Here is a 25,810-nt window from a genome sequence, read left to right as displayed (position 1 = left end):
TACGGCTTTAGGATGCAGAAGGCGTTTTTGTATTCTTTTATTACTATCAATGGTTTCTTTGTTGTTTTCCCGCAAATTGATCTAGCTGTTTCAAGATATTTTTATCAGTCAGGAGTTTTCTTTATTTCTCACAATCCATATTGGATAGCGGTGAGAGATTTCCATCGGCTCAGCCAGTGGTATCTGTTGGTATTCGTTATGTTGACGATAGCGTTGTATGCTCTGTGGCCGCAGCGTCTTTCAGCAGTCGCGCCGCATAAGATTGTCTATATTACGCTTATCTATCTATTCGGTCCAGGTGTACTGGTGCACAGCCTCAAACTTATCATCGGACGGGCGCGGCCAAGGAACCTCGCAGAGTTTGGCGGATCGGTCGACTTCACGCCTGCATGGCAATTGGCTGATATGTGCCGACATAGTTGTTCATTTCCTTCAGGAGAGTCGTCTGCCGCCGTTGCGATGCTTCCATTGTTGATCTTTGTGCCGGCGCATCTTCGAATTAAAGCGGCATTAGTCTTCATCCCAATTCTGGCGCTTGTATCGCTGAACCGGGTCTTTATGGGGGCACATTTTTTATCTGATGTGGTCATTGCCTGGACACTTATCATCGGCCTTATGATTTGGCTTTGGCCTCGGATTTCACGTAATGCCGATGCAATTGACAGCTGGGTGAGGCTCAGAGGCGAAAGCCTTCGAACATGGCTATATGTTCGCTGATTGACGCCGATGGGCTGAAAGCCTAGTGTCCAGAATATGCAACAGGTTGTTGCCGGGACGAATCCCGGCGATACCAAAAAGGGAATGCGACGGACGGACCCAATCCGGGCGTCTTTATCGCAGCCGACCCCGCGACTGTAGAGCGGAGAGGGATGAGGCAAGCCGGGCAACCGGTGGCCACTGGGAGTTTGAAACTTCTGGGAAGGTAGCTTCAATCCTTACGACCCGTGAGCCAGGAGACCTGCCTGTTGCGTGAGGGCATTGAGCCTGAACCCCATGGGAGGTTTTTCCCTACTGCCTGCACGGAGGTTGTCATGGCTGCACGTACTCAAGATTCTGTTTCCAGCACACTCGAAATGCCCCTTGCTGCTCGTCTGGGCACGGCTGTCGTTTCCCTGCTTCTCGGCGCGTTTCTGATTTACGGCGTAGGGCTTGCCCATTCCGATACGCTGCACGATTCAGCACATGATACGCGCCATTCTTATGGTTTTCCCTGCCACTGAGCAGCCTAACCTTTTGAGAATTGAAGCTGAGCAGAGCTCGATGGTGGACGGCCATCGGCGCGGAATTTCTATTGAGGGACAGAAATGTTGATCCGTTATTTGTTGGCGACACTTGCTGCCGGTCTTCTGGCCGGGCTGCTGGTTACTCCCGCCATGTATTTGAAGACAGTGCCTTTGATCCTGCAGGCTGAGACCTATGAAGATGCTGGTGGTGGTCACAGCCACGGCGAGGCGGAAGCTGCACCGCATGATCATGGTGCCGCTGCCGCAGATGCGGAAGAGGAAGGGGCTGAACTGCCATTTGGGCGATTGGGCAATACGATCCTTGCCAATCTCGTAGCAGGAGCGGGGTTTGCCTTGCTGCTTGGTGGCGTGGCCTTGCTTCTAGGGCGCCGCATTACGGTACAGAATGGCATTTATTGGGGTGTTGCGGGCTTTTTTGCGGTCGCTTTTCTGCCCGCGTTGGGCTTGTCACCGGAATTGCCGGCAATGCCTGCGGCTGATCTGGCCGAACGTCAGCTCTGGTGGATTGCAACCGTGGTGCTGAGCGGTCTGGGGCTCTATCTCATCGTGTTGCGCCAGGAAATCTGGGCAAAAATCCTTGGGCTGGTGCTGATCGTGGCTCCACACCTCTATGGCGCACCGCATCCGGAAGATATTTCATCGCCGATTCCGTCATTGCTTGCTTCGCAATATGCAGTCGCATCGCTGGCGACTAACCTGTTCATGTGGGCGGTGATCGGCCTCGCACTCGGCTGGTTCATCCAGCACTATGCATCGTCCGAGATTGAAGGTTGATGAAAATGGCTTCGCCGGGAAAATCGGTTTTGGTTCTTGGTGGAGCCCGTTCGGGCAAGTCGTCCTATGCCGAAAAGATGGTCGAGTCCTCGGGGCTTCAGCCGCTCTATCTGGCGACAGGACGTGCCTTCGACAAGGAGATGGAAAACCGCATTGCCATTCACCGCGACCGACGTGGTTCAGAATGGCAGACGGTAGAGGAACCGCTCGATCTCATTGACGCACTAACATTGCATGTTGCTGCGGATCGGTTCGTGCTGATCGATTGTTTGACCCTGTGGCTGACCAATCTGATGATGGCCGAGCGCGATATAACAACAGAGACGGCAGGTCTTGTTGCTATGCTGCCGAACCTTGCCGGGCCTGTTGTTTTTGTTTCGAACGAAGTTGGACTTGGGATCGTGCCGGAAAATCGCATGGCACGGGAATTTCGCGATCATGCAGGCTTTCTGCATCAGGCAGTGGCCGCGGTTGCGGATGAAGTTTATTTCATGGCGGCAGGGCTGCCGCTCAAGATGAAGGGATAAATCGATGCAGGGACAGAAAATTCCCGCGACAGTCATTACGGGTTTTCTTGGATCGGGCAAAACGACGATGATCCGCAACCTGCTGGAAAATGCCAATGGAAAACGCATTGCATTGATCATCAATGAGTTCGGTGATCTGGGTGTCGATGGCGGTATTCTGAAGGGATGCGGTATCGAGACCTGTCGCGAGGAAGATGTGATCGAGCTCAACAATGGCTGCATCTGCTGCACCGTTGCCGATGATTTCATCCCGACTATGACCAAGCTTCTGGATCGCGCTGATCGCCCCGATCATATCGTGATCGAGACCTCCGGTCTGGCGTTGCCGCAGCCACTCGTCGCCGCATTCAACTGGCCGGAAATCAAGACGCAGGTAACAGTCGACGGTGTGGTAACCGTGATTGATGCGGCAGCGGTCGCAGAGGGGCGTTTTGCCGATGATCATGACAAGGTTGCTGCACAGCGCGCAGCGGACGAATCTCTTGATCATGAAAGCCCTTTAGAGGAACTTTTTGAGGATCAGATTCATGCAGCCGATCTGATTGTCCTCAACAAGGCCGATCTGATTGACGCTTCAATGCTCGACGGTGTTAAGGCCGATGTGGCCGAGCGTTCGCCGCGCCGGGTGAACATGGTTCCTGCAAGCTTTGGCAAGCTTGGAGCCGATGTTTTGCTTGGGCTCGGTGTCGGTACGGAAGACGACATCGCCAACCGCAAATCCCACCATGAAATCCATCATGCCGATGGGCATGAGCATGATCATGACGAGTTCGAGAGCTTCGTGGTCGAGGCAGGCTCGGTTGCTGATCCCAAGCTATTTACGGAAAAGCTGAAAGCAGTCATTGCAGAGCACGATATCCTTCGTTTGAAGGGCTTTGTCGATGTACCGGCCAAGCCGATGCGTCTGGTCGTGCAGGCGGTCGGTCCGCGTATCGAGCATTATTTTGACCGCCCATGGGGCAAGGATGAAGCGCGCTCCACGCGACTGGTTGTGATCGGGCTGCATGACATCGATGAAGCAGCCATCGCCAATGCAGTGAAAGACGCCGTCTGACCAATGCATCTTCTTCTTGCCCAGAAAGGAACAATCAGCGACGGCAATGAAGCCGTCGATCTCGGCCAGACGCCGGGAGAGATATTGTTCCTTTCCGCCGCTGATACCGAACTGGCCAGTTTGGCGTCGGCACACAGACTTGCGCCGGATTTGCCAAGCTTGCGACTGGCCAATTTCTTGTGTCTTACCCATCCCATGTCGGTTGACGCCTATGTGGAGCGCACCGCCAGATATGCCAAGCTTATCATTGTGCGCATAATTGGGGGTGAAACGTACTGGCCTTACGGGCTGGAAGCGCTGCATGCTTGCGCACTCAATCACGGTATCAAGATTGCCGTATTGCCGGGAGACGACAAGCCGGATCATGGGCTGGACCGGTTTTCCACCATCTCTGTCCACGAGCGAAATGAACTCTGGCAGTATCTGATCGAGGGCGGGGCTGCGAATACCGGCGCATTCCTTCACTACTGCGCTGCGCTGATTGCGGGTTCCGAGAAGCCGGAAAGTGCTGCACCTCTGCTCAAGGCTGGTCTGTGGTGGCCGGGAGAGTATGTCTCCTCGCTGGATAGTATTCGCACACACTGGAGCGATATTTCTGCACCTGTCGCGGGCATTATTTTCTATCGGGCACTGGTGCAGAGCGAACAGACGCAGCCCGTCGATGCGCTGATTGCGGCTTTGCAGGCAAAAGGCCTCAATCCGCTTCCGATATTCGTTTCGAGCCTCAAGGATCGATTGTCTGCGGCGGTCGTCGACGGACTGTTTGAGGATTGTCCGCCGGATATCGTTTTGAACGCCACGGGGTTTGCAATTTCTTCGCCGGGTGCGGAGCGCAAGCCGACTGTCCTCGATAAGCGCGGCAATATGGTGTTGCAGGTGATTTTCTCCGGCACGCCGAAAGCTGTTTGGGAGACCTCGCAGCAGGGCTTGCTGGCACGTGATCTGGCGATGAATGTCGCTTTGCCTGAAGTGGACGGGCGCGTGCTTTCGCGCGCTGTTTCCTTCAAGTCGGCAAAACAGTTCGATGCGGCAGTGGAAACGAATATCGTAACCCACGAGCCGCATGAAAACCGCGTAGGTTTTGTGGCGCAACTTGCTGCAAACTGGGTGCGTTTGAAGCGGAAACCGCCCGATGAAAGACGTGTCGCGCTTATCCTCGCGAATTATCCGAACCGCGACGGGCGGCTTGGAAACGGGGTAGGGCTCGATACGCCAGCCGGAACGGTCGAAGTACTGCACGCCATGGCGAAGGGCGGCTATCCCGTCGCTGACCTGCCCGTCGACGGTGATGCATTGATGCGTGCATTGACGGCAGGTCCGACCAACGCTGCGCGTGACGGGCGAGAGATACGCGAAACCATATCGTTGAATCAATACAAGGCTTTCTTTGAAAGACTTCCCATTGCGATTCAGAAGGAAATCGAAGGTCGCTGGGGTGCGCCGGAAAATGACCCTTATTTTGCGCGGGAGCTGAATGCCTTTGCGCTGCCCCTGATGAGGCTGGGTGAAACCTTCGTGGGCATTCAGCCCGCGCGCGGTTACAACATCGATCCGAAAGAGACTTATCACTCGCCTGATCTGGTGCCGCCGCACGGCTATATTGCTTTCTATGCTTTTCTGCGTGAGGTCGCAGGTATCGATGCCATTGTGCATATGGGCAAGCATGGCAATCTGGAATGGCTCCCGGGGAAAGCGCTCGCGCTCTCTGAGAACTGCTATCCCGAAGCCGTGTTCGGTCCCGTGCCGCACATCTACCCATTCATTGTGAACGATCCGGGCGAAGGCACGCAAGCCAAGCGTCGTGCAAGCGCTGTCATAATCGATCATCTGACGCCGCCGCTGACACGCGCCGAAAGCTACGGGCCGCTGAAAGACCTCGAAGCACTGGTAGACGAATATTACGAGGCCTCCGGTGTCGATCCGCGTCGCCTGCTGAGGCTGAAAGGGCAGATACTTGATCTCGTGCGCGACATCGGGCTTGATCGCGATGCGGGTATTCACGACCATGACGATGAAGACATGGCGCTGCAAAAGCTTGACGCCTATCTGTGCGATCTCAAGGAAATGCAAATCCGCGACGGTCTGCATATTTTCGGGCTGGCGCCTGAAGGCAGGCTGCTGACCGATCTTCTGGTTGCGCTGGCACGTGTGCCGCGTGGCGTACCAGTTTCGCTTGGCGGTGCACCGGGCGATCAAAGTCTCCAGCGTGCAATCGCTGCGGATTGCGGGCTTGGCGAAACATTCGATCCCCTCGATTGCAATATGGCAGAGGCATGGACGGGTGCCCAACCGGAACTCTTGCTTGCGGCGAGCCCTGCAACGTGGCGTATCACAGGCGATACGGTGGAGCGTATCGAATTGCTGGCAGCCAGCTTCGTCTCAAGTGATACAGAGTGTCCCGCAGACTGGCCACAGACGCGGGCGGTTCTCCAATCCATAGAAGAACATCTGCGCCCCATGGTGGTTTCCTGCGGGCCTTCGGAGATAGATGGTTTTCTTGCGGCACTTGGCGGACGGTTTGTGCCGCCGGGTCCATCCGGTGCGCCAACGCGTGGCCGTCCCGATGTACTGCCAACCGGCCGGAATTTCTTCTCCACCGATAGTCGCGCCGTTCCCACTCCCGCAGCATGGGAACTTGGACGCAAATCGGCGGAACTCCTGATTACCCGTTACACACAGGATCATGGTGAATGGCCGACCTCGTTCGGCCTGACCGCATGGGGTACGTCGAATATGCGTACCGGCGGCGACGACATTGCGCAGGCCCTGGCGCTGATCGGTGTCAAGCCGGTCTGGGATATGGCCTCACGCCGGGTAACCGGATACGAGATTGTTCCGATTGCAAAGCTTGGCCGTCCACGGGTCGATGTGACGTTGCGCATTTCCGGTTTTTTCCGCGACGCATTTCCAGAACAGATTGCACTGTTCGACAAGGCCGTGCGTGCAGTCGGCGCTCTCGATGAGGATGTCGGGGACAATCCAATCGCAACGCGCATGCGGATTGAACAGGCACGCCTCGTTGCAGACGGGGCAGACGAAAAGACAGCGGAGCGCCGTGCGGGCTATCGTGTTTTCGGGTCCAAACCCGGCGCTTATGGGGCAGGCTTGCAGGCCTTGATAGACGAGAACGGCTGGGCCGGTCGCAACGATCTGGCGGAAGCCTGGCTTGTCTGGGGCGGTTACGCCTATGGTGCAGGCGAGGAAGGACAGGCAGAGCGTGGTCTTCTTGAGGAGCGGTTGCGCTCGGTTCAGGCTGTTTTGCAAAACCAGGACAATCGCGAACACGACCTTCTCGATAGCGATGATTACTACCAGTTCGAAGGTGGGATGGCTGCGACCGTTGAAAGCTTGAGCGGCGCAATGCCTGCGGTTTATCACAACGATCATTCCCGACCGGAAAAGCCGGTGATCCGGGCACTGGAAGAAGAGCTTTCGCGCGTCGTACGTGGGCGCGCAGCCAATCCGAAGTGGATAGCAGGCGTCATGCGCCATGGCTATAAAGGTGCGGCCGAGATTGCGGCTACCGTCGACTATCTGTTCGCCTTCGCGGCGACCACCGGCAAGGTCGGGAACCATCATTTCGAGGCGGTCTATCAGGCTTATATCGCCGATAAGTCGGTGCATGATTTCATGGCCGAGAAAAACCCGGCAGCACTCGCCGAGACGGCAGCCAAACTCAATGATGCCATCGCGCGGGGTTTCTGGACGCCTCGCTCCAACTCGGCGCGGTTCGAGCTGGAAACATTGAGCTCAAATCTTCAAAAATTGAATCCGGAAAGGGCGGTAAATGGCTGAGAAATCGGAAAAACTTCTTTCGATGACGGAAGAGGAGCTGAATGCACGCCATGCGGACAAGATGCGCAAGAAGAAAGCCGCCCGCGACAAGATTCAGGCGACAAAGACTGAAGAAAAAGGGCTGGTAATCGTCCATACCGGTAAGGGCAAGGGCAAGTCGACTGCTGGTTTCGGGATGGTTTTCCGTGCGCTGGGCCATGGAATGAAGATCGGTGTCGTGCAGTTCGTCAAAGGGTCTTGGGATACGGGGGAGCGCTGGGTGCTCGAAAAATTCCCCGAACAGGTGACGATTTCAGCGCTGGGCGAAGGCTTTACCTGGGAGACACAGGATCGCACGCGAGATATCGCCATGGCGCGTGGAGCATGGGAACAAGCCAAGGCCATGATATTGGATGAAAGCTACGATATGGTGCTCTGTGACGAGTTGAATATCGTGCTTCGCTACGATTATTTGCCGGTCGAGGAAGTGATTGAAGTTCTCAAAGCCAAGCCGGAGATGAAGCATGTCATCATCACTGGCCGCAATGCTAAGGACGAGTTGATGGAAGCGGCAGACCTTGTGACCGAGATGGAGATGATAAAGCATCCATTCCGCTCCGGTGTGAAGGCACAGAAGGGCATTGAGTTCTAGTTTTTCTTTTGCGCATTATCCTGCGCAAAACCGTTTCACACTTTTGCTGGAAATGCTTCAATGATAGCTAGTTGGCAATTCTGGGCACTGATGTCGGCAGTGTTTGCTGCACTGACGGCAATCTTCGCCAAGATAGGTATTCAAGGCATCAATTCGGATTTCGCCACGCTTGTGCGCACGCTGGTCATTATTGGTGCGCTGTGCCTGTTCTTGACTGTTACCGGCCAATGGCAGAAACCCGGCGAGATTTCCGGAAGATCGTGGCTGTTTCTGGTGCTTTCAGGTCTGGCGACCGGCGCGTCGTGGCTTGCCTATTTTCGGGCCTTGCAGATCGGGGATGCATCGCGCGTCGCGCCGATAGATAAATTGTCGGTCGTGCTGGTGGCACTGTTCGGTGCGGCATTCCTTGGCGAGCGCATGTCCACCATCAATTGGTTCGGTATTCTGCTTATCGGCTGCGGCGTAGTGCTGGTCGCGCTTCGGGTTTAGAGCGCATCCCGAAAAGTGTGAAACGGTTTTCGGACAAGATGCGCGGTTCAAAAAAATATTTAGAGCGCTGATCTGATACAATCAGATCGAAACGCGCTCTAAAACCCGACCCACTGGCGCAGTGGATTGGTTCCATCCATCAGAAGGCGAATTGCCAGCGCCAGGCTGACCACGATCAGAAGCGGCTTGATGATGCGCGAGCCGATCTTCATGGCAAGGCTTGCGCCGATCTGCGCGCCGATGAACTGGGCGACGCCCATGCAGATGCCGATCTTCCAGTTGATGACACCGACCGCGGCAAAGGTTGCGAAGCCGCCGACATTGGATGCGCAGTTGAGGAGCTTCGTGTGCGCAGTAGCTTTCAGCACACCAAAACCGGCCAGTGCCACAAAAGCGAGCATGAAGAACGATCCGGTTCCGGGGCCGAAGAGACCGTCGTAAAAACCAATCAGCGGCACCAGCGTCACACCAAACAGAAACGGACCGATGCGCCGCGCACGGTCGACATCGCCGAGGCTCGGCTTGACGGCAAAATAGATCGCAATCGCGATGAGCAGGATCGGCAGGGCTGCGCGCATGATGTCGACCGGCAGAACTGTTGCCAGCAAAGCGCCGAACACTGAGCCGACGAGGGAGGCAAGCGCTTCGGGCCAGTGTTGCTTGATGTCCACGTGCCCTTTGCGGGCATAGGCGATGGTTGCCGATGACGAACCAAACAGACCCTGTAGCTTGTTCGTGCCCAGCGCTTCAACAGGGGGGATTCCGGCCAGCAACAAGGCGGGGATTGTAATCATTCCGCCCCCGCCGGCGATGGAGTCGATGATCCCGGCAATGAATGCCGCAGCCGTCAGGAGCAGGGTAAGCGTGTCGAAGAATTCAAGCATCGGGGGGAGCCTAAAGGAGAGGTTGGCGCAACATAGAGCAGTGGCTCGGTGAACGCCAGTCGAACAATAATAATCTCTGAAGAAAGCCAGTGCGTTGAGCGAGATTGTTTTCCAATGCATCCGGCGTTATTCATTATACGCTGACTGACAGTTTTGAGGGGTTCCATGAGCGAGAGCATTTTTGAGCGGATTACCGCTTTTCTCAGCAAGAAGAGCGCCGTGCAGCGTGTAGCCGACGATCCGGCGCTCGCTTCTGAATTGCTTTTGCTGTTGCATGTGGTGTTTGCCGATGGCGACCAGCATCCCGCTGAAATAGCCGCATTCAAGGAAATTGCCGAAAAGAATTTCGGCATTCCGCCGGAAGAGCTTCCGGAAGTGGCTGAGTATCTCAAGGATTTCGCCTACGAGACGACAACCAAGCAGGCAGCCAACATGCTGGCAGAGATGGCGCCGGAGCGCCGTTTGGCATTGCTGAGTGACCTCGTGAAGATTGCTTGTTCTGATAACCGGCTTGATCGTTCCGAGGCAACGATGATCCAGCGCATTGCCGATACGCTCGGCGTGAAGCCGGAGGAGCTGCACAAAGCGCGCCAGTCGTCACCCTGTGGGTTCTAGGAACTACAACACAGTCCTTGGCATGGGTGGCTCGTCGGGTGTGACATTCGACGAGCTTTTGACCTTGGCCGATCAGGTGCTGTCACGAAGTCCCGGTTCGCGGCCTGATGCCATAGCGATCTTGAGCACCAAGCGCGGCGATCCGATATGGACTGAGCTTGCGGCGCATTATGAATGTGCGCTTTGTTCCTTCGATGCTGAGCGGTTGGAACAGGAAACACCACGTCTCAAAAAACCATCGGAAGCTGTTTTTCGCTCTGTCGGATGTCATGGCGTTGCTGAATCCGCTGCGCTTGCTGCTATCGGTCCCGATGGTTTTCTTGTGGTAGAGAAGATTGCACTCGGCCGGGCAACTGCCGCCTTGGCGGTTGCCCGGTCCTGAGCCTGCATTATGCGATAACCGTTTTACGCCACTGAATAATGTAGGCTGCCAGCGTAGCAACCGAAAGCAGAGCTGCGGTCGCCATGATGACGGCAACATAAGCATTCTCAAAAGCCACCGATGCCAGTACTGTCAGAGTTTGTGCATCTGCTGGCGGTAGAGATTGAGCCACCAGAAGCGCTTCGTCCAGACTGTCGCGCACAATTGCGGGGATGCCTGCGCCTTCAGGAATCACAAGGCTTGCCGTGTAGAATACGGACAGAATGCTTCCGAAAACAGTGACACCGAGCGCATTGCCGAGTTCAAAGGAGACTTCTTCAACGGAAGCCGCCATGCCTGCCTTTTCGACCGGTGCGTTCGTCATGATTGCCGATGATGCACCCGTCATGGTCGCACCGACCCCGAAGCCGAGAATTGCAAGCCCGGCCAGATAAAACGACGCCGAAGTCTTGTAGGTCAGAATATAGACAATAACGCCGAGCGCCGTGATCCCCAGTGACGACCACAGGAGTCTGCCAGCGCCGAGGCGCGGCAGCATAATACCGGCGAGTGGACCGGCAACGAAGGCAGCCAGAGGGATCGGCAAGATCGACAATCCGGCATGCAAGGGTGTCATTCCTTCAATCAGTTGCATACGTTGGCTGAAGACGAGTTCCATGCCCGTCATAGATCCGGAGGCTACAAGGGCCGCGAAAACGCCCATCGAAAACAGCCTGTTGTTAAACAGGGAGAAGTCGATTAGCGGTTCGTCGCTTGCGAGTTGCCTACGCACGAAGATGAACGAGGCGACCAGCCCGACTGTCAGCACAGCTCCGAACACGATCATCGACGCATCGCGTTTTGCGAGCTCTTTCACGGCATAGGTGAGTGCAATTAGTCCAACCATGATCTGGACAGAACCGATCAAATCCCATTTGCGCTTCGATCCGAGCTGACGGTTTTCAAGTGTGAAGACGGAGAATGCCAGCGCAACCAGCACAACGGGCACATTGATAAGGAACACCGATCCCCACCAGAAATATTCAAGTAGAACGCCGCCTGCCACGGGGCCGATAGCTGCACCGCCTGATGCAATGGCCGCCCAAATGCCGATCGCAAGCGAACGCTCTTTATCATCGGTGAATGTCAGCCGAATGATAGAGAGTGTCGCTGGCATCATCATAGCGGCACCGCAAGCCAGAAATGCGCGGGCGGCGATAAGAAACTCCGGGTTTGGTGAATAAGCTGCGCAGAAAGAGGCAAGCCCGAAGATCGCCAATCCCGACATGAACATGCGTTTGTGGCCGACCTTGTCGCCGAGCGTACCGAGGCCAGGCAGAAGGCCCGCAACGACGAGCGGATAAATATTCATGATCCAGAGCTTTTCCGAAGCACTGGCTGCCAGATCGTGGGTGAGGCGGGGCAGCGCCGTGTAAAGCACCGTCATGTCGACGACGATCAGGAACAATGCACTGGAAACAATAGTTAGAATCAGCCAGCGATTTTTCGGCAACATCGGGTAGTACCTTTTCAATACGCTTGTATTCAAACTTGCAAGGAGGGCTCACATAATATAAATCCGTCTGTATGGAAAGTAATAATTTGCACAAAATGGGCAGACCGCGTTCAATCGACCGCGACCATGTGCTCGATATGGCGGAAAAGCTCGTCGCTGAAGGCGGCCTGGCGGCCCTGACCATGGACGCTGTCGCACAGGCTTCCGGTGTGACCAAAGGGGGCGTTCAGTATTGCTTCGGCAATAAGGACGGGCTTTTAAAAGCGATGATCGGGCGGTGGGGCGACCGTTTCGATGCGCAGGTGACCAAGAAAAAGCATGGCCGCACGGACGCGCTTTCTCATATTGCCGCTCATATTCGCGTGACTCGCGAAAGCGATGCCGAGGACGATTCGCGCTTTGCCGCCATGATGACCAGTCTCATTCCGAATACCGAATATCTGGACGAAACCCGCCTCTGGTATCGCAAGCAATGGGATGGGCTTGATGTCTCCACACCGGAGGGACGCAGGACTCGCCTCGCTTTCATAGCCAATGAAGGTGCCTTCTTGTTACGCAGCTTCAATTTCTTCGAATTGACGGACGAAGAATGGCAATCGATCTTCAACGATATCGAAGAGTTGCTGCCGGAAACGGATTGACTTTCGACACTGTGAACAGTCATGTCCGAGGGGCAGGAAGGGAAGATCGTGACAGTTCATTTTATTGGCGCCGGCCCCGGCGCGGCGGACCTTATCACCGTGCGCGGTCTGCGCCTGATCGAGCAATGTCCTGTCTGCATCTATGCGGGATCGCTGGTGCCGAAAGAAGTCGTTGCGGGTGCGCCGAAAGATGCGCGTTTGATCGACAGCTCATCGCTAACCCTTGATGAGATTATCGCTGAAATGGAAGCCGCACATGCGCAAGGTTTCGACGTTGCACGAGTGCATTCCGGCGATCCGTCGATCTATGGCGCGATGGCCGAACAGATGCGTCGGCTGGACAGCCTCGGTATCCCTTATGACGTGACGCCAGGTGTACCTGCTTTTGCGGCGGCTGCCGCCGCCATGAAACAGGAACTGACCATTCCGGAGGTCAACCAGACCATCATCCTGACCCGCACCTCGATGAAATCGTCTGCGATGCCTGAAGGCGAAGACCTTGCCACGCTCGGGCGGTCGGGAGCGACGCTGGTGATTCATCTTTCCATCCGAAACCTCAGCAAAATCGAGACCGATCTGATACCTCTTTACGGTGCTGATTGTCCGGTGGTTATCGCCTATCGCATTGGATGGCCTGACGAACAGATTCTACGCGGTACGTTGTCGGATATAGCGGAGAAGGTGGCCGCATCCGGGTTGAAACGCACGGCAATGATTTTTGTCGGGCGCGGACTGGACCCTAAAAGCTTTCGCGATTCAGCGCTTTATCATGAAGCGCATAGCCACGTGGCGCGTTCAAAAGCCTAGCGCTGCGCGGGCGAATGCGATTGCATCTTCCGGCGAGGCGACAATGTTTTTGGCCGCAACCGGTGGGCGGGCAATCATCATGACGGGAAGTCCAAGCGCACGGGCTGCCTCGATTTTTGCATAGGAAATGGTGCCGCCTGAATTGCGGCTGACGATCAGCCCGATCCGGCGGTTTTCCAGAAAATGCCTTTCCGCAGTGTAGTCGCCGGGTCTTGCCAGAACGATCTCGCAATCCTGTGGCAGTGTCACATCCGGCGGATCGATCATGCGAATGATGAAATGAACATCGGCACGCTCCGCAAAGGGGGCGATATGCTGGCGACCGAGCGCCAGAAACACACGCTCACCGGACGGGATAGCATTCGCTGCTTCGGCTTCATCGGAAATATCAACCCAATGATCTTTCGGCTTTTTCTCCCAGGCGGGGCGCTCCAGCCTCACCAATCGTATGCCGCGCTTGCCTGCCGCCTGAATCGCATTTTGCGAGATGCGTGCAGCATAGGGATGGGTCGCATCGATGATGAGATCGATCCCTTCGCTGTCGAGATAGGCGGCAAGGCCGTCAATGCCTCCGAAGCCACCGCTTCGAACTGTTCCGGTCAGTTTCGCCGGATTACTGGTGCGTCCGGCAAGCGATGTGATGGCATTGACGGGCAGTTTCGCAAAGGCCGTTGCAAGCGCCGCAGCCTCGGCCGTTCCGCCCAGAATGAGTATCTTTGGTTCAGACGCGGGCAAGGATATTTCCACTGCGGTCAGTCACGATAATCTCGACTTCGACGGGCGCCTCGCGAAGGGTTTCGAGTGCTATTTCTTTCGCCTTGAGCGCAATTGGCGTGGCCATGTCGACGCCAATTGATCGAGTCAGTTCAAGCACTTCCAGAGCTGTGTTCGCAAAGAGAATCTGATCCTTCATGTTTTCCGGTGCGCCAGCCTTTTCGGCAATGCGCCAAAGGAAGTTCTTGTCCACTTGCGACCGCGAAGAATGAAGATCGAGCGCACCTTGCGCAAGCTTTGTAAGCTTGGCGAAACCGCCTGCGATTGTAAGTTTGTCGATGGGGTAGTCACGCAGATATTTGAGCACACCGCCTGCGAAATCGCCCATATCGAGAATTGCAAAATCCGGCAGATCATAGAGCGCTTGCGCGGCATCCTCGGAAGTCGAGCCGGTTGCGCCGAGTACGTGTTTCTGCCCGGCTGCGCGTGCAACGTCGATGCCGCGATGGATCGAATGAATCCAGGCCGAACAGGAAAACGGGTGGACCACACCGGTGGTGCCGAGAATGGAAATGCCGCCGGCGATACCGAGGCGCGGGTTCCATGTTTTCTTGGCAATCTCTTCGCCGCCGGGCACCGATATCGTAATGACGAGGTCGGCGGGCAGGCCATATTCCGCGCAAATCTGCTCGCATATTTCCGTCATCATGCGGCGCGGAACCGGATTGATGGCAGCTTCGCCTGGAGGAATTTGCAAGCCGGGCCGTGTAACTGTTCCAACCCCTTCACCGGCGCGAAAGACGACGCCAGTGCCGGGAGGGGCCGGGAATACTGTCGAGATGATCGTGGCGCCATGGGTCACGTCGGGATCGTCGCCCGCATCCTTGACGATGCCTGCAATCGCATAGCCTTCGCCCAGTCCCTCATAGGCAAGCTGGAAATAGGGTACTTCCCCTTTGGGCAGAATTATGCCGACAGGGTCGGGAAATTCTCCGGTAATGAGCGCTGTCAATGCGGCCTTGGTGGCAGCGGTTGCGCAGGCGCCAGTGGTCCAGCCGCGGCGAAGCTCGGCTTTTTCCTGACTTTTATTCGTTGGAGCGGTTTCGTCATTCATGGACGCCTTATAATGTATCTGATAGCTGTGCCGCCAGATAGAATAGTGGTTGATGAAAATGAACAAGGCTGAAGAAACGGCTGCATGTGTCATTGCGAGGAGCAAAGTGACCCTGCCTGTGATGGAACCCGGCCACGTCTGGCTCGTTGGAGCCGGGCCGGGCGACCCCGGCCTTTTGACGCTTCATGCTGTCAATGCTCTGCAGCAGGCGGATGTCATCGTTTATGACGCGCTGGTGGATGATGCCTGTCTTTCTCTCAAGAATGCGGATGCTGTTCTGGAATATGCAGGCAAACGCGGCGGTAAGCCGTCGCCGAAACAGCGCGATATATCCTTGCGGCTTGTCGAACTTGCGAAACAGGGCAAGAAAGTGCTGCGGCTCAAGGGCGGCGATCCGTTCGTGTTCGGACGGGGAGCAGAAGAAGCACTGACCTTGGTGGAACATGGTGTTCCGTTCCGCATCGTGCCGGGCGTCACCGCCGGAATCGGTGGGCTTGCCTATGCAGGCATTGCCGTGACCCATCGAGATATCAATCAGGCGGTAACGTTCCTGACCGGCCATGACGCAACCGGTGCTATGCCGGATGGCGTCGATTGGGCGGGCATTGCCAGATCATCGCCTGTCATCGTCATGTATATGGCGATGAAACATATAGACCTTATTGCCAAGCGGCTAATTGAGGCTGGACGTTCGCAGGATGAGCCTGTGGCCTTCGTGTGCAATGCAAGCCTCCCTAACCAGACCGTACTTGAAACGACATTGGCGCGGGCTGCAAAAGATGTTGAAGCGGCGGGGCTGAACCCGCCTGCAATCGTTGTTGTGGGCGAAGTGGTTCGTCTGCGTGCCGGGCTGGACTGGATGGGCGCGTTAAGCGGTAAAGTCCTGTCCAGCGACCCGCTGTCCAGACGAAACCAAAATGAGGGAGCGCAAAGCGCATGAAGGGGTTCATGATAGCAGCGCCAGCTTCCGGGTCTGGCAAGACAACGGTAACACTGGGTTTGCTGCGCGCCTTGAAACGGCGGGGAGAAGCGCTTGCGCCGGTGAAGGTTGGTCCCGACTATATTGACCCCGCCTATCACAAGGCTGCGAGCGGTGCGGACTGCTTTAATCTGGACCCATGGGCGATGCGCCCTGAACTTATCAGTGCGCTTTCCTCCCGCATGACAGAAAGCGGTTCCAAACTATTGGTTGCCGAGGGCATGATGGGGCTCTTCGACGGAGCGATAGACGGCAAGGGTTCTTCTGCCGATCTGGCGCAGCTTCTCGATCTGCCGATAGTGCTGGTGGTGGATTGCGCGAAGCAATCGCATTCCATCGCGGCGCTGGTGTGGGGTTTCAGCCAGTTTCGCAAGGACGTGCTGATCGCCGGAATTATCCTCAACCGCGTCGGTAGCCCTCGCCATGAGGCAATGTTGCGCGGCGCGCTGGAGCCGCTCGGCATTCCGGTTCTTGGTGCCTTGCCTCGTGATGCCGCTCTTTCGCTGCCGGAAAGACACCTGGGGCTGGTGCAGGCGGGAGAGCACTCCGATCTTGAAAATTTCCTCGAACACGCTGCCGATGTGATGGAAACGCATATCGATCTGGACGCGCTGCAGAGGATCTGGTCGCGGCCGAAGCGTTTCGATGCGATGGCCAACGTTCCGCGCCTGAAGCCGCTTGGCAATCATATCGCCGTTGCCCGCGACGATGCATTCGCCTTTGCCTATGCGCATTTGTTTGAAGGCTGGCGCAGGCGAGGGGTGGAGATTTCGTTCTTCTCACCTCTCAGCGATGTCTCTCCGAGACAGGATGCCGATGCAATCTATCTGCCGGGCGGTTATCCTGAATTGCATGCAGGGCGTTTGGCGCAGGCCGGACGTTTTCAGGCGGGTATACGCGAAGCTGCAGCGCGTGGGGTAAGGGTTTACGGCGAATGCGGCGGCTACATGGTTCTCGGCGAGAGCTTGCAGGATGCAGAGGGTGTTGCCCACCCTATGCTGGGGCTTCTGCCGCTCGAAACGAGCTTTGCGAAAAGAAAGCTGCATCTTGGCTATCGCGTACTGGAACCGCTTGCAGGTTCGTCTTGGGCTGAGCCATTAAGGGCGCATGAGTTTCACTATGCCAGCATCGTACGCGAAGGAAAGGCGGATCGTCTTTTCCGTGCACGTGATGCTGTCGGCGACGATGTTGGTGAGGTGGGGCTGCGGGCCGGTTCCGTTTCAGGCTCGTTCATGCATGTCATCGATTTTTGCGGAGAGAAAGCTTGAGCGCAGAAATCGAGCATGGAGGTGCGCTCGACAAGGCCGTCGCGTGTTTTGGCGGCAGGCCGCAAGATTGGCTCGACCTTTCGACGGGCATCAATCCCGAGCATTTTCCACTTCCCGAACTGACACCGGCAATCTGGAACCGCCTGCCGGATGAAGGGTTGCTGCAGGAAACGCTGCGACTGGCTCGCATCTATTATCGGCTGAACGAGAAAGCATCAATTGTTGCAGCGCCCGGCACGCAGGCTTTGATCCAGCTTGTTCCGACACTGGCTGCCCCGTCGACGGTTGCAGTCCTCGGGCCTACTTATCAGGAGCACGCGGCCTCATTTTCCGCTTCCGGCTGGAAGGTTGTGCAATGCGCGACGATTGACGAAATTCCAGACGAGGCGACTGCGGCAGTCATCGTTAATCCGAACAATCCCGACGGCCGTGTGATTTCGAAAGAGGCTCTCCTGCGTCTTTCGCAAAAGCTCGGTGCTCGCGGCGGATTTCTTGTTGTTGACGAGGCTTTCGCCGATGCGCATGAAGCCGTTAGCGTCGCGGTAAATGCGAAAGATGCACCGATGGTCGTGCTGAAATCCTTCGGCAAGTTCTTCGGTCTTGCTGGCATTCGGTTGGGCTTTGCAATTGCAAGCGCCCGTTTCGTTGAGACATTGGAGCGGCGGCTAGGACCATGGGCGGCTTCCGGCCCGGCGCTGGCAATCGCCACTCACGCTTTCAGCAATGCTGGAACGCTTGCGGATTATCGCGCTCGTATTGATCTGCGGCGGCTGGAATTGTCGGCTGTTCTGGGAAAAAGCGGTCTGAAGGAAATTGGCGGAACGGCGCTGTTTTCTCTCGTTGAACATGCGGATGCACTGGGGATTTATACCAGATTGTGCGAGAGACATATTCTGGTCCGGAAGTTCGATTACGCCCCGCGCTGGTTGCGCATTGGTTTGCCTTTGGATGATGTGGCGCTTGCGCGGTTTGAAAAGGCGTTGAAATTTTGATTCAGTTTTTCTGGTCAAGCTCATGGAAATAAAGCTGATTATCCTTTCGCTGGCGCTTCTTCTGGATCGCTTTGTCGGCGACCCGCCACAGTTATGGCACAGGGTGCCGCACCCGGTCGTCCTGTTCGGGAAAGCAATTTCGTGGGGCGAAAAGCGTTGGAACAATCGCAATCTTCCTGCCTCGGTGCTTCGTCGAAATGGCATGTGGCTGACGGTTGGGCTGGTGATGGCCTGCGTAGTTCTCGGGCTTGTGCTTGAACTCTCTTTACCTTTCGCCGGAACTGCCGGTGCAATTGCTGAAATCCTGATCGTGACGGTATTGCTTGCACAGAAAAGCCTTGCGGATCATGTTCAGGCGGTCGCGCTGGCATTGCGGGAGGAGGGTATCGAGGGCGGTCGCCGGGCCGTGTCGATGATCGTCGGGCGCAATCCCGAACATCTAGATGAAGGCGGCGTCAGCCGTGCAGCGATAGAAAGTCTTGCCGAGAACGCCTCAGATGGCATTGTTGCGCCTGCGTTCTGGTTTCTGGTTGGCGGCTTGCCAGGCCTTTTCGCCTACAAGCTCATCAACACTGCCGACTCTATGATCGGTCATCTGAATGACCGCTATCGTCACTTCGGTCGTTTTGCCGCAAAGCTGGACGATGTCGCCAACTATATCCCGGCCAGACTGACCGGGCTGTTTGCTTCCCTTGCCACCGCGATCACGAAAGACAGGGTTTCGGGAAAAGAGGCGTTCTCGGTCATGCGCCGTGATGCGCGTCTGCATCGCTCGCCCAATGCCGGCTGGCCGGAATCGGCCTTTGCAGGCGGGCTGGGATTGGCGCTTGCCGGTCCGCGCCAATATGGTGCCGAAAAAGTCGAAGGGCCGATGCTGAACGCATCCGGCAAACGCGACGCCAACGCCGATGATATCGATGCTGCGCTTCATCTTTTCTGGTCGATGATGAGCCTGATGACCGGACTGGTGATTGCTGCAAGCCTGATTGGACTACTTGTCGGCTAACACGAACCGCTTGCCATCGAAACGCTGCAGGCGGTTTGGGTTGTCGGTTCGGATACCGTTGCCATCGAACTTGATGGTGCCAAGAACGGTTTCAAAGGAATTATTGCGAAGTGTGTCGATAATCGGCTGCTTCTGCTCGTCGGCTCGCTTGATTACATCCGCAGGGATTTCCGCGCTGGCATAGCCAAGGATTGCATGGGCATCTGCAAGTTTACCGGCCTGACGCAATGCATCGATTGCAGGCTTTGCCGTCGAAAGATCCTGTGGACGGAGCGGCGCGATCATCAACGTGCCCTGACTTAAGGGCCGTGCGCCGGGGGCGGCATCAAGAAGACTACCGCCTGCAATCGTCAGCGGATAGTTGAGCGCGGCAGCACTTGCGCCTATAGCCGCTATATCCTCGCGCTCGCCGCCAACATAAACATGGGTAGCGCCTGCACGTCGCAGCCGGGCGACCAGCGCATTCTGATTGTCGAGACCCGGACGATAGGTGTCTGTGAAAACCGGCTGCAATTGCTGCTCTTTAAGGCTTGTCAGAACACGGGCGGCGCGTTCGCGCCCTTCGATGGTGCCGTCATCGATGATTGCAAAGGGTTGGGCGCGCCAAAGGCTGCCAAGGAAGCTCCCGGTCGCCTGCGTTTCCTTCTCAAGACCGGTCGCAAGACGGAACACCGCCATAGGTGCGGGCGCTCGCCTTTCAGTCAGTGTTAGTTCGCTGACGCCTGATGTCACAACGGGTATATTGCTGGCTGCGAGGACGGGAAGTGCTGCCTCAAGCGCTTCGGGGCACAGGAAACCGGTCGCTATCCGGACGTTTTCCTTCACGAACTGCTCTGCGGCCTCCTTGCCGCCTTCGGCATCGCAACGGTCATCGAAAATAACGAGTTCTGTACTTTTCGCTGTCGCGGCGACGCGGGCGCCTTCCGCCAGCTGATTGCCCAATGGAGCGAAAGTTCCGGAAAGCGGTGCTGCGAGCCCGACGCGCATATCCTCTGCCTGTGCCAGTACCGAACTGGCCAGCAATATGAGGATGATACTTGTCAGCGCTGCAGTCGGACGTTTCCCAAGCTCGATCACGTGATCCGTCTTCATTAAACAATTCGTGGCATTTTCAACGAAAAGTGGGTAGCTGTTTCCTCGCCTTTGTGCAATGCCCGTTATGGGGGCCTGTTATTTGGGCCGTTATTGTGGGCTAGTTAATAAAGTAGCTGGCTTCAGGTGACATGCCAAAGGGCGAGACGGATTCTGTTTGACGTGCAAACGATTAAGAACATCATTTCAAGTGCAGCTTCGGTGGAATCCAAGTCTTATCGGGATGCGATGAGTCATTACGCCGGCGCAGTACAGATCGTCACGACGGACGGTGGTGCAGGAAGGCGCGGTCTTACGCTGACTGCCGCCTGTTCGGTGTCGGACAATCCGCCGACGATCCTGATTTGCCTGCAGAAGATTCATGAAGAAAACCGGCTGTTTATCGAGAACGGTGTTTTTGCTGTGAACACGCTCGCAGGGTCGCATCAGCAGCTTGCGGATGCATTTTCCGGTCGTATCGGATTGACGCAGGATGAGCGCTTCGAACTGGCGCGCTGGGATGTGCAGGTAACCGGAGCGCCCATATTGCAGGGTGCGCTTGCCGCTTTCGACTGCCGGGTTGTCAGCGTACAGGATCATTCCACGCATCACGTGCTCTTCGGGGAAGTCGTGGGCCTACGGTCCAAATCCGAGGACGAGGCGCTGGTCTATCTCAACAGGCGCTACCATAGGCTGGAGCTGTAATCCGATGAACTATAGAATGTCGAAGCATGGAATAGGCGGCCTGTTTGGGGCATTGTTTCTGTTTTCGACTGCGATGGCATGGGGGGCGGCATCGTTGCCACCGTACAAGGATGATTATTTCGCCTATCCCACCATTATCAGCAGCGCTGACAATGGTGACTACAAGGTCATCGACTACAACGAGATGCGCGATATTAACGGGCGCGATGCGGTGCCCGAAAAGCGTGTAAAAGACGCCTATGTTTCGCTGAAGGCACGTGCCTACCAGAAGGATGTCACCTTTCAGACCGCTGCCGGGCCAGTGAAGGCCATGACAGCGGGCAAGCGCGAAGGCGCATCCTTCATCGTCATCTATCTGCACGGTCGGGGCGGCAATCGTTTGCAGGGCATGAATGATTTTACTTTTGGCGGCAATTTCAACCGTGTGAAGAATCTCGCTGCATTGAATGGCGGCCTCTATATCACGCCGGATTTCAAGGATTTTGCCGATACAGGCGAGGCGCAAATTGCCGGGCTGATCGAAGCAGCCAAGGCATCGTCGCCAAATGCTCCTTTGATCCTGTCCTGCGGCTCGCAAGGTGGAACGCTATGTTGGCGCATAGCCTCCAATGAAAAGGTGGGAAACCAGCTTGCTGGTCTCATTCTGCTGGGCTCGCTTTGGGATGACGGATTCTTCAAGTCGCCGGCGTTCAGGAAGCGCGTGCCGATCTTCTTCGGTCACGGCAGCCGTGATCCGGTTTTCGCAATCGACAAACAGGAAGCCTTTTACAGCGAAATACGCAAGCGTGTGCCAGGCTATCCGGTTCAGTTCCGGCGTTTCGAGAGCGGCAATCATGGCACGCCGATCCGTATGTCCGACTGGCGAGAGATGCTGAACTGGATTCTCGCAAAACAGTGATGACAGACTGTGGATGCGAATCGAAATTCTGGCAATGTGACCTTCCTGCCACTCGACAATCCGACAAAACCGAATAGTTATCGAACTTAAAATTTTACCTATTCAGCAGATCCTATGAGGTAGATCATGTACGGACGCGCCCGCACCGGAGCCCGTTTTCTAGCCATTGCCATGTTGGCCCCGCTTGCCGCTGCCTGCACGACGACTGTACCGACCTCGACAGCGACGCCGGGCAAAACCGATGCGCCGGTTAGCGCACCTACGATTTCACTGCCGCGTTTCACGCCAACTGTTTATGTTGACCCAGCGCTCGCACAGCCTTGCGTCGCTGCAGCGGCCAACAAATACTTCCTGCCGGAACGTGTTATCTCTGCCGTCAATTCCCGTCCGGGTGCAGCAGGTGGAACCGACGTCGACCTCAAGGTTGATTTGCGTACGGCTGTTTGTCAGGTGACCGCCAAGGGCGGTGTGCGCGCCGTTATCGATACGTCGCCGAAAAGCGCTGATCAGGTTGCAGCCGAAGCTGCAGCTGCCAAGGCTGATGTAGCTGCCGCTACCCAGCCGAAAAAGGCCAAGGCAAAGAAGAACTGATTCAAGAATCGGAGCTAGCATATTAAAAAGGCAGGGAAATCCCTGCCTTTTTGTTTTTTATTTCTCTGGTTTTTCGCCATACCAGCGCGGCGTATAAACCCATTCCCCGCCATCGGGCTTTGCAAAAATTTGCGTATGGGAAGAGCCTACAATCACAACGGTTCGCATGTCGACATCATCAGGTTTCAGCGCGCCGAGCGTAGTTGTCCGTGTCGTCTCTGCTGGTCTGCCTATGTCCCGTCCCAGGACAATCGGCGTGTCAGGGGACCGATATTGGCGTAGAATGTTCAGTGCGCGACCAAGTTGATGCGGACGCGCCTTGGAGATCGGATTGTAAAACGCCATGGCGAGATCGGCTTCGGCGGCAAGCGCAAGGCGCTTCTCGATAATTTCCCAGGGCTTCAGATTATCCGATAGCGAAATGATGCAGAAATCGTGCCCAAGAGGCGCCCCGATACGTGATGCAGCAGCCATCGCCGCGGAAATACCGGGCTGGATGACAAGCTCAACACCGTGCCATGCGGCACTATCCGTTTCGTGGAGCGCTTCGACAACCGCCGCAGCCATGGCGAAAACACCGGGATCGCCTGAGGAAACCATGGCGACATGCCGTCCGGAAGCCGCGAGTTCGAATGCATGGCGTGCGCGCTGCATTTCTTCCCGATTGTCGGTCATGTGGACGATCTGGTCGGCGCGGAAGGGGCGAAGGTTTTCCTCGGCCATCCGCACATAGGTCTCATAGCCCAGAATGTCTTCGGCCTGTTCCAATTCGTGCTGAACGGCAGGCGTGATCAGCTCTCGTGATCCCGGCCCAAGGCCGATAACGACCAGCTTGCCGCGTTTTCGACCGACAAACAGAACATCTGCCGGGGCTGCAGCCACCGCAATGGCAAGCCCTTTGCGCTCTGTCAGCTCGACCGGCCGTTCCACCGAGCGAAGAACGAGTTCACGAGCATCTGCTGCATCAGCAACATAGCGCAGAGGGGTACCGAGGTTCTGTGCCATTTTATGAAGCTGTGGCGAGGTGCAGTTCTTTTCGTGGGCAAGAAGCAATGCCAGAGATGCAGGGGCAATGCGCGTATTGGCGAGCGCATCTTCAATATCGTTCTGAATGCTGTTGCTGATGGTATCGACGGCAATCGCCACACTGCGAGGATGATAAATCAGCTCATCCGGCCGGGGCGTGCGAATGTGGGGCGTTATGCTGATCGTCAGAGTGCCATCGTCGGCGAAAGGCAGTTTGGAATTTGCAAGCCAGCGTGATGTTCCGTCAAGCCGCACCTTCTGTCCCGCAAGCAGGTTCGACGTGAAACTTTTCGCGTCGTCGGGATTGGCGAGGGTCAGTTCGGCAGGCGGGTGCAGCAGGTTGATCCCGAAGCGCAATTCGCCTGACGTGGTTATGGCGGGCGCAACCTCAAGTGCTGCTGCGATCTGCCGGGCCATGTCATTGACACCGGAAAGGCCACCCAGAAGCGGCACAACCGCGCTTCCGTCTTCGGCCACGGCAAGAACGGGCGGTTCGACACGCTTGTTCTGCAGAAGTGGTGCCAGCGCCCGGATCACAATACCGGCTGCGCAAAGTGCAATGATGGGGCGGCCTTCCTCATAGAGCGACCTGACCGCATCGCCGAAATGCACGAAAGTGTTGTCCAGCGACGCAACACGGTTCTGGAGCCCACAGATCTCGGCATGTTGCAGAGCTGTCGCGATGCGTTGCGCGGCAGGCACTGCGGCTTCTCCGAGAACCAGAATTGCAGGGATCATGCGCCGTTCCATTTTTGCCCCGGAACGAGAATGATCGAGAAATAGGGGCAGTCGCTGCCATCGACTTCCGCCAGCGGCACAATGCGCTGACTGGCCATGGTGGCGCGCTCGACATAGAGCGCGCGGTCCATGAGACCGAGATCGCCCAGCACAGCGCGAACCTTGTCGAGGTTTTTGCCAAGCTTCATGATTGCCGCCGCTCCCGTATCCGCGAGCCGACGCGTCAGTTCTTCCGCGCTCATGACGCCGGAGAGAACGGACAATGTCTGATTACGATAGACCAGTGGCGCGCCCAGCACCGCCGAAGCGCCAAGAACGGAGCAGACGCCGGGAACGACTTCCGTTTCATACTGGTCCGCAAGCCGGTCGTGAATATACATGAACGAGCCATAGAAAAATGGATCACCCTCCGCGATCACGGCCACATCCTGACCGCAATCAAGGTGGCTCGCTATCGTGCTCGTTATCTCGCCATAGAAATCACTGACGATCTGTTCGTAATCCATATGTGCGGGGAGCTTTTCCGTTGTCACCGGATAGATTAGTGGCACCAGAACCTGTTCCGGTGAAAGATATTCCTCGACGATTGTAAGGGCATTGCCCTTCTTCCCCTTGGCGGCGTGATAAGCCACAACTGGTGCGTTTTTGAGGAGGCGCAGGGCTTTAAGCGTTATCAGTTCGGGATCGCCGGGGCCGACGCCCAGGCCAAACAGTCTGCCTTTTACCGTCATTATTCGCGCTCCGAAGCGAGCGCATTGACCGCCGCCGCCGTCATGGCACTGCCACCGCGTCTTCCGCGTACAATCACATAAGGTATACCGCGGCTGTTGGCGGCGAGTTCGTCCTTGGATTCCGCCGCGCCGACAAAGCCGACCGGCATGCCGATGATGAGCGCAGGTTTTGGCGCGCCAGCATCCAGCAATTCGAACAGGCGGAAGAGGGCGGTCGGTGCATTGCCGATTGCAACAATGCTGTTGCCGAGATGCGGGAGCCAGAGGTCGAGCGCTGCAGCTGAGCGGGTATTGCCGATCTTCGTTGCAAGCTCGGGAACCGATGGGTCGTTCAGCGTGCAGATGACTTCATTATTGGCAGGCAGACGAGAGCGTGTAATACCCTCTGCCACCATGCGTGCATCACAAAGAATGGGAGCGCCTGCAAGCAGGGCGTCGCGCCCGGCCTTGCCAGCGCCTTCCGAGAAAGCGAGGTCATTGACCACATCCACCATGCCGCAAGCGTGAATGACACGGACTGCGAGCTTTTCCAGATCGGCTGGTATCCGGCTTAGATCGGCCTCGGCGCGAATGATGGCGAAGGACCGGTCGTAAATGGCCTGTCCGTCGCGAATATAGTCTGTCATGATGACCACTCTA

At 56.4% G+C, this 25,810-nt stretch carries 27 protein-coding genes and 1 riboswitch; of the genes, 19 read left to right on the top strand and 8 right to left on the bottom strand.

Features of this window, described 5'->3' with window-relative positions:
• The first annotated feature begins 12 nt into the window (after nt 1–12).
• From MKS82_RS14920 to MKS82_RS14885, 8 genes are all read left to right on the top strand, one after another.
• A complete protein-coding gene (locus MKS82_RS14920) occupies nt 13–717 on the top strand; it encodes a phosphatase PAP2 family protein (protein ID WP_146206492.1) in 705 nt (234 codons plus the stop codon).
• 26 nt (nt 718–743) lie between these two features.
• A riboswitch (cobalamin riboswitch) is annotated at nt 744–980 on the top strand.
• A 51-nt stretch (nt 981–1,031) separates the two neighbouring features.
• Nucleotides 1,032–1,220: a CbtB domain-containing protein gene (locus MKS82_RS14915; RefSeq protein WP_109988491.1), complete on the top strand. Its 189-nt coding sequence runs from the start codon at nt 1,032–1,034 to the stop codon at nt 1,218–1,220.
• 84 nt (nt 1,221–1,304) lie between these two features.
• Nucleotides 1,305–2,018: a CbtA family protein gene (locus MKS82_RS14910; RefSeq protein ID WP_109988490.1), complete on the top strand. Its 714-nt coding sequence runs from the start codon at nt 1,305–1,307 to the stop codon at nt 2,016–2,018.
• 5 nt (nt 2,019–2,023) lie between these two features.
• Nucleotides 2,024–2,545: a bifunctional adenosylcobinamide kinase/adenosylcobinamide-phosphate guanylyltransferase gene (cobU, locus tag MKS82_RS14905; protein ID WP_109988530.1), complete on the top strand. Its 522-nt coding sequence runs from the start codon at nt 2,024–2,026 to the stop codon at nt 2,543–2,545.
• A gap of 4 nt (nt 2,546–2,549) precedes the next feature.
• Nucleotides 2,550–3,599, top strand: coding sequence for a cobalamin biosynthesis protein CobW (gene cobW / locus MKS82_RS14900; RefSeq protein WP_109988489.1), 1,050 nt, complete (start codon nt 2,550–2,552; stop codon nt 3,597–3,599).
• Nucleotides 3,600–3,602: 3 nt separating this feature from the next.
• On the top strand, nt 3,603–7,394 hold the full coding sequence (cobN, locus tag MKS82_RS14895) for a cobaltochelatase subunit CobN (protein WP_109988488.1): 3,792 nt from the start codon (nt 3,603–3,605) through the stop codon (nt 7,392–7,394).
• On the top strand, nt 7,387–8,025 hold the full coding sequence (gene cobO, locus MKS82_RS14890; protein ID WP_109988487.1) for a cob(I)yrinic acid a,c-diamide adenosyltransferase: 639 nt from the start codon (nt 7,387–7,389) through the stop codon (nt 8,023–8,025). Before cobN ends, cobO begins: the two co-directional genes overlap by 8 nt.
• A gap of 60 nt (nt 8,026–8,085) precedes the next feature.
• On the top strand, nt 8,086–8,514 hold the full coding sequence (locus MKS82_RS14885) for an EamA family transporter (RefSeq protein WP_061346101.1): 429 nt from the start codon (nt 8,086–8,088) through the stop codon (nt 8,512–8,514).
• Nucleotides 8,515–8,612: 98 nt separating this feature from the next.
• Here the strand turns inward: MKS82_RS14885 and MKS82_RS14880 are convergent, their stop codons facing one another.
• Nucleotides 8,613–9,398, bottom strand: coding sequence for a TSUP family transporter (locus MKS82_RS14880; protein ID WP_109988486.1), 786 nt, complete (start codon nt 9,396–9,398; stop codon nt 8,613–8,615).
• 165 nt (nt 9,399–9,563) lie between these two features.
• On the opposite strand from MKS82_RS14880, the gene MKS82_RS14875 reads away from it, so the two are divergent.
• Both MKS82_RS14875 and MKS82_RS14870 read left to right on the top strand, forming a co-directional pair.
• Nucleotides 9,564–10,013 carry a tellurite resistance TerB family protein gene (locus tag MKS82_RS14875; RefSeq protein WP_061346103.1) on the top strand — a complete coding sequence of 150 codons (450 nt, stop codon included), beginning with the start codon at nt 9,564–9,566 and terminating at the stop codon, nt 10,011–10,013.
• 22 nt (nt 10,014–10,035) lie between these two features.
• The gene (locus MKS82_RS14870; RefSeq protein WP_109988485.1) at nt 10,036–10,395 is read left to right on the top strand and encodes a cobalamin biosynthesis protein; all 360 of its coding nucleotides are present in this window, start codon (nt 10,036–10,038) and stop codon (nt 10,393–10,395) included.
• 7 nt (nt 10,396–10,402) lie between these two features.
• Here the strand turns inward: MKS82_RS14870 and MKS82_RS14865 are convergent, their stop codons facing one another.
• Nucleotides 10,403–11,890, bottom strand: a complete 1,488-nt coding sequence (locus MKS82_RS14865; protein WP_109988484.1) for an MFS transporter — start codon at nt 11,888–11,890, stop codon at nt 10,403–10,405.
• 95 nt (nt 11,891–11,985) lie between these two features.
• Here MKS82_RS14865 and MKS82_RS14860 point away from each other — a divergent pair, with 95 nt between their 5' ends.
• Nucleotides 11,986–12,531, top strand: coding sequence for a TetR/AcrR family transcriptional regulator (locus MKS82_RS14860; RefSeq protein ID WP_240578936.1), 546 nt, complete (start codon nt 11,986–11,988; stop codon nt 12,529–12,531).
• 48 nt (nt 12,532–12,579) lie between these two features.
• On the top strand, nt 12,580–13,338 hold the full coding sequence (gene cobM / locus MKS82_RS14855) for a precorrin-4 C(11)-methyltransferase (protein WP_109988528.1): 759 nt from the start codon (nt 12,580–12,582) through the stop codon (nt 13,336–13,338).
• On the opposite strand, the gene MKS82_RS14850 is transcribed toward cobM, so the two are convergent.
• Nucleotides 13,327–14,073, bottom strand: a complete 747-nt coding sequence (locus MKS82_RS14850) for a cobalt-precorrin-6A reductase (RefSeq protein WP_109988482.1) — start codon at nt 14,071–14,073, stop codon at nt 13,327–13,329. The two genes, cobM and MKS82_RS14850, sit on opposite strands and share 12 nt — an antisense overlap.
• Nucleotides 14,060–15,166 (bottom strand): cobalt-precorrin-5B (C(1))-methyltransferase, encoded by a 1,107-nt coding sequence (locus tag MKS82_RS14845; protein ID WP_240578935.1) that lies wholly within the window; start codon nt 15,164–15,166, stop codon nt 14,060–14,062. Before MKS82_RS14845 ends, MKS82_RS14850 begins: the two co-directional genes overlap by 14 nt.
• A 58-nt stretch (nt 15,167–15,224) precedes the next feature.
• Between MKS82_RS14845 and cobA the strand changes: the two genes are divergently transcribed.
• Genes cobA through cbiB form a run of 4 tightly spaced genes read left to right on the top strand, consistent with a single transcriptional unit; the run spans nt 15,225 to nt 19,411 of the window.
• Nucleotides 15,225–16,106 carry a uroporphyrinogen-III C-methyltransferase gene (cobA, locus tag MKS82_RS14840; RefSeq protein WP_109988529.1) on the top strand — a complete coding sequence of 294 codons (882 nt, stop codon included), beginning with the start codon at nt 15,225–15,227 and terminating at the stop codon, nt 16,104–16,106.
• Nucleotides 16,103–17,413 carry a cobyrinate a,c-diamide synthase gene (locus tag MKS82_RS14835; protein WP_109988480.1) on the top strand — a complete coding sequence of 437 codons (1,311 nt, stop codon included), beginning with the start codon at nt 16,103–16,105 and terminating at the stop codon, nt 17,411–17,413. Before cobA ends, MKS82_RS14835 begins: the two co-directional genes overlap by 4 nt.
• Nucleotides 17,410–18,405: a threonine-phosphate decarboxylase CobD gene (cobD, locus tag MKS82_RS14830; RefSeq protein ID WP_109988479.1), complete on the top strand. Its 996-nt coding sequence runs from the start codon at nt 17,410–17,412 to the stop codon at nt 18,403–18,405. The genes MKS82_RS14835 and cobD overlap by 4 nt, the downstream gene beginning before the upstream one ends.
• Nucleotides 18,406–18,427: 22 nt before the next feature.
• Nucleotides 18,428–19,411, top strand: a complete 984-nt coding sequence (gene cbiB / locus MKS82_RS14825) for an adenosylcobinamide-phosphate synthase CbiB (RefSeq protein ID WP_109988478.1) — start codon at nt 18,428–18,430, stop codon at nt 19,409–19,411.
• Here the strand turns inward: cbiB and MKS82_RS14820 are convergent.
• Nucleotides 19,397–20,488, bottom strand: a complete 1,092-nt coding sequence (locus MKS82_RS14820; RefSeq protein ID WP_240579035.1) for an ABC transporter substrate-binding protein — start codon at nt 20,486–20,488, stop codon at nt 19,397–19,399. The two genes, cbiB and MKS82_RS14820, sit on opposite strands and share 15 nt — an antisense overlap.
• Nucleotides 20,489–20,665: 177 nt before the next feature.
• On the opposite strand from MKS82_RS14820, the gene MKS82_RS14815 reads away from it, so the two are divergent.
• From MKS82_RS14815 to MKS82_RS14805, 3 genes are all read left to right on the top strand, one after another.
• The gene (locus tag MKS82_RS14815) at nt 20,666–21,187 is read left to right on the top strand and encodes a flavin reductase (RefSeq protein WP_109988477.1); all 522 of its coding nucleotides are present in this window, start codon (nt 20,666–20,668) and stop codon (nt 21,185–21,187) included.
• Between the two features lie 4 nt (nt 21,188–21,191).
• Entirely contained in the window at nt 21,192–22,085 is an 894-nt protein-coding gene (locus MKS82_RS14810; RefSeq protein ID WP_109988476.1) for an alpha/beta hydrolase, read from the top strand.
• A 126-nt stretch (nt 22,086–22,211) separates the two neighbouring features.
• Nucleotides 22,212–22,676: a hypothetical protein gene (locus MKS82_RS14805; protein ID WP_109988475.1), complete on the top strand. Its 465-nt coding sequence runs from the start codon at nt 22,212–22,214 to the stop codon at nt 22,674–22,676.
• Between the two features lie 57 nt (nt 22,677–22,733).
• On the opposite strand, the gene cobJ is transcribed toward MKS82_RS14805, so the two are convergent.
• From cobJ to MKS82_RS14790, 3 genes are read right to left on the bottom strand one after another with little or no spacing between them, the layout of a single operon-like run.
• Nucleotides 22,734–24,440, bottom strand: a complete 1,707-nt coding sequence (gene cobJ / locus MKS82_RS14800) for a precorrin-3B C(17)-methyltransferase (RefSeq protein WP_181394309.1) — start codon at nt 24,438–24,440, stop codon at nt 22,734–22,736.
• Nucleotides 24,437–25,171, bottom strand: coding sequence for a precorrin-2 C(20)-methyltransferase (locus MKS82_RS14795; protein WP_109988473.1), 735 nt, complete (start codon nt 25,169–25,171; stop codon nt 24,437–24,439). The genes cobJ and MKS82_RS14795 overlap by 4 nt, the downstream gene beginning before the upstream one ends.
• Nucleotides 25,171–25,797: a precorrin-8X methylmutase gene (locus tag MKS82_RS14790; protein WP_109988472.1), complete on the bottom strand. Its 627-nt coding sequence runs from the start codon at nt 25,795–25,797 to the stop codon at nt 25,171–25,173. The genes MKS82_RS14795 and MKS82_RS14790 overlap by 1 nt, the downstream gene beginning before the upstream one ends.
• Between the last annotated feature and the right edge of the window lie 13 nt (nt 25,798–25,810).

Origin of the sequence: Ochrobactrum sp. A-1, from assembly GCF_022488005.1 — a bacterium.
Lineage (GTDB): Bacteria > Pseudomonadota > Alphaproteobacteria > Rhizobiales > Rhizobiaceae > Brucella.
The sequence above is the reverse complement of the archived record's forward strand: the minus strand, read 5'-3'. Positions and strand labels throughout refer to the sequence as shown.

Bases quoted from the DNA above. Each gene is read 5' to 3' on its own strand.
- MKS82_RS14920 (WP_146206492.1), top strand. From the start codon at position 13: ATGCAGAAGGCGTTTTTGTATTCTTTTATTACTATCAATGGTTTCTTT.
- MKS82_RS14915 (WP_109988491.1), top strand. From the start codon at position 1,032: ATGGCTGCACGTACTCAAGATTCTGTTTCCAGCACACTCGAAATGCCC.
- MKS82_RS14910 (WP_109988490.1), top strand. From the start codon at position 1,305: ATGTTGATCCGTTATTTGTTGGCGACACTTGCTGCCGGTCTTCTGGCC.
- cobU (WP_109988530.1), top strand. From the start codon at position 2,024: ATGGCTTCGCCGGGAAAATCGGTTTTGGTTCTTGGTGGAGCCCGTTCG.
- cobW (WP_109988489.1), top strand. From the start codon at position 2,550: ATGCAGGGACAGAAAATTCCCGCGACAGTCATTACGGGTTTTCTTGGA.
- cobN (WP_109988488.1), top strand. From the start codon at position 3,603: ATGCATCTTCTTCTTGCCCAGAAAGGAACAATCAGCGACGGCAATGAA.
- cobO (WP_109988487.1), top strand. From the start codon at position 7,387: ATGGCTGAGAAATCGGAAAAACTTCTTTCGATGACGGAAGAGGAGCTG.
- MKS82_RS14885 (WP_061346101.1), top strand. From the start codon at position 8,086: ATGATAGCTAGTTGGCAATTCTGGGCACTGATGTCGGCAGTGTTTGCT.
- MKS82_RS14880 (WP_109988486.1), bottom strand. From the start codon at position 9,398: ATGCTTGAATTCTTCGACACGCTTACCCTGCTCCTGACGGCTGCGGCA.
- MKS82_RS14875 (WP_061346103.1), top strand. From the start codon at position 9,564: ATGAGCGAGAGCATTTTTGAGCGGATTACCGCTTTTCTCAGCAAGAAG.
- MKS82_RS14870 (WP_109988485.1), top strand. From the start codon at position 10,036: ATGGGTGGCTCGTCGGGTGTGACATTCGACGAGCTTTTGACCTTGGCC.
- MKS82_RS14865 (WP_109988484.1), bottom strand. From the start codon at position 11,890: ATGTTGCCGAAAAATCGCTGGCTGATTCTAACTATTGTTTCCAGTGCA.
- MKS82_RS14860 (WP_240578936.1), top strand. From the start codon at position 11,986: ATGGGCAGACCGCGTTCAATCGACCGCGACCATGTGCTCGATATGGCG.
- MKS82_RS14845 (WP_240578935.1), bottom strand. From the start codon at position 15,166: ATGAATGACGAAACCGCTCCAACGAATAAAAGTCAGGAAAAAGCCGAG.
- cobA (WP_109988529.1), top strand. From the start codon at position 15,225: ATGAACAAGGCTGAAGAAACGGCTGCATGTGTCATTGCGAGGAGCAAA.
- MKS82_RS14835 (WP_109988480.1), top strand. From the start codon at position 16,103: ATGAAGGGGTTCATGATAGCAGCGCCAGCTTCCGGGTCTGGCAAGACA.
- cbiB (WP_109988478.1), top strand. From the start codon at position 18,428: ATGGAAATAAAGCTGATTATCCTTTCGCTGGCGCTTCTTCTGGATCGC.
- MKS82_RS14810 (WP_109988476.1), top strand. From the start codon at position 21,192: ATGAACTATAGAATGTCGAAGCATGGAATAGGCGGCCTGTTTGGGGCA.
- MKS82_RS14805 (WP_109988475.1), top strand. From the start codon at position 22,212: ATGTACGGACGCGCCCGCACCGGAGCCCGTTTTCTAGCCATTGCCATG.
- cobJ (WP_181394309.1), bottom strand. From the start codon at position 24,440: ATGATCCCTGCAATTCTGGTTCTCGGAGAAGCCGCAGTGCCTGCCGCG.
- MKS82_RS14795 (WP_109988473.1), bottom strand. From the start codon at position 25,171: ATGACGGTAAAAGGCAGACTGTTTGGCCTGGGCGTCGGCCCCGGCGAT.
- MKS82_RS14790 (WP_109988472.1), bottom strand. From the start codon at position 25,797: ATGACAGACTATATTCGCGACGGACAGGCCATTTACGACCGGTCCTTC.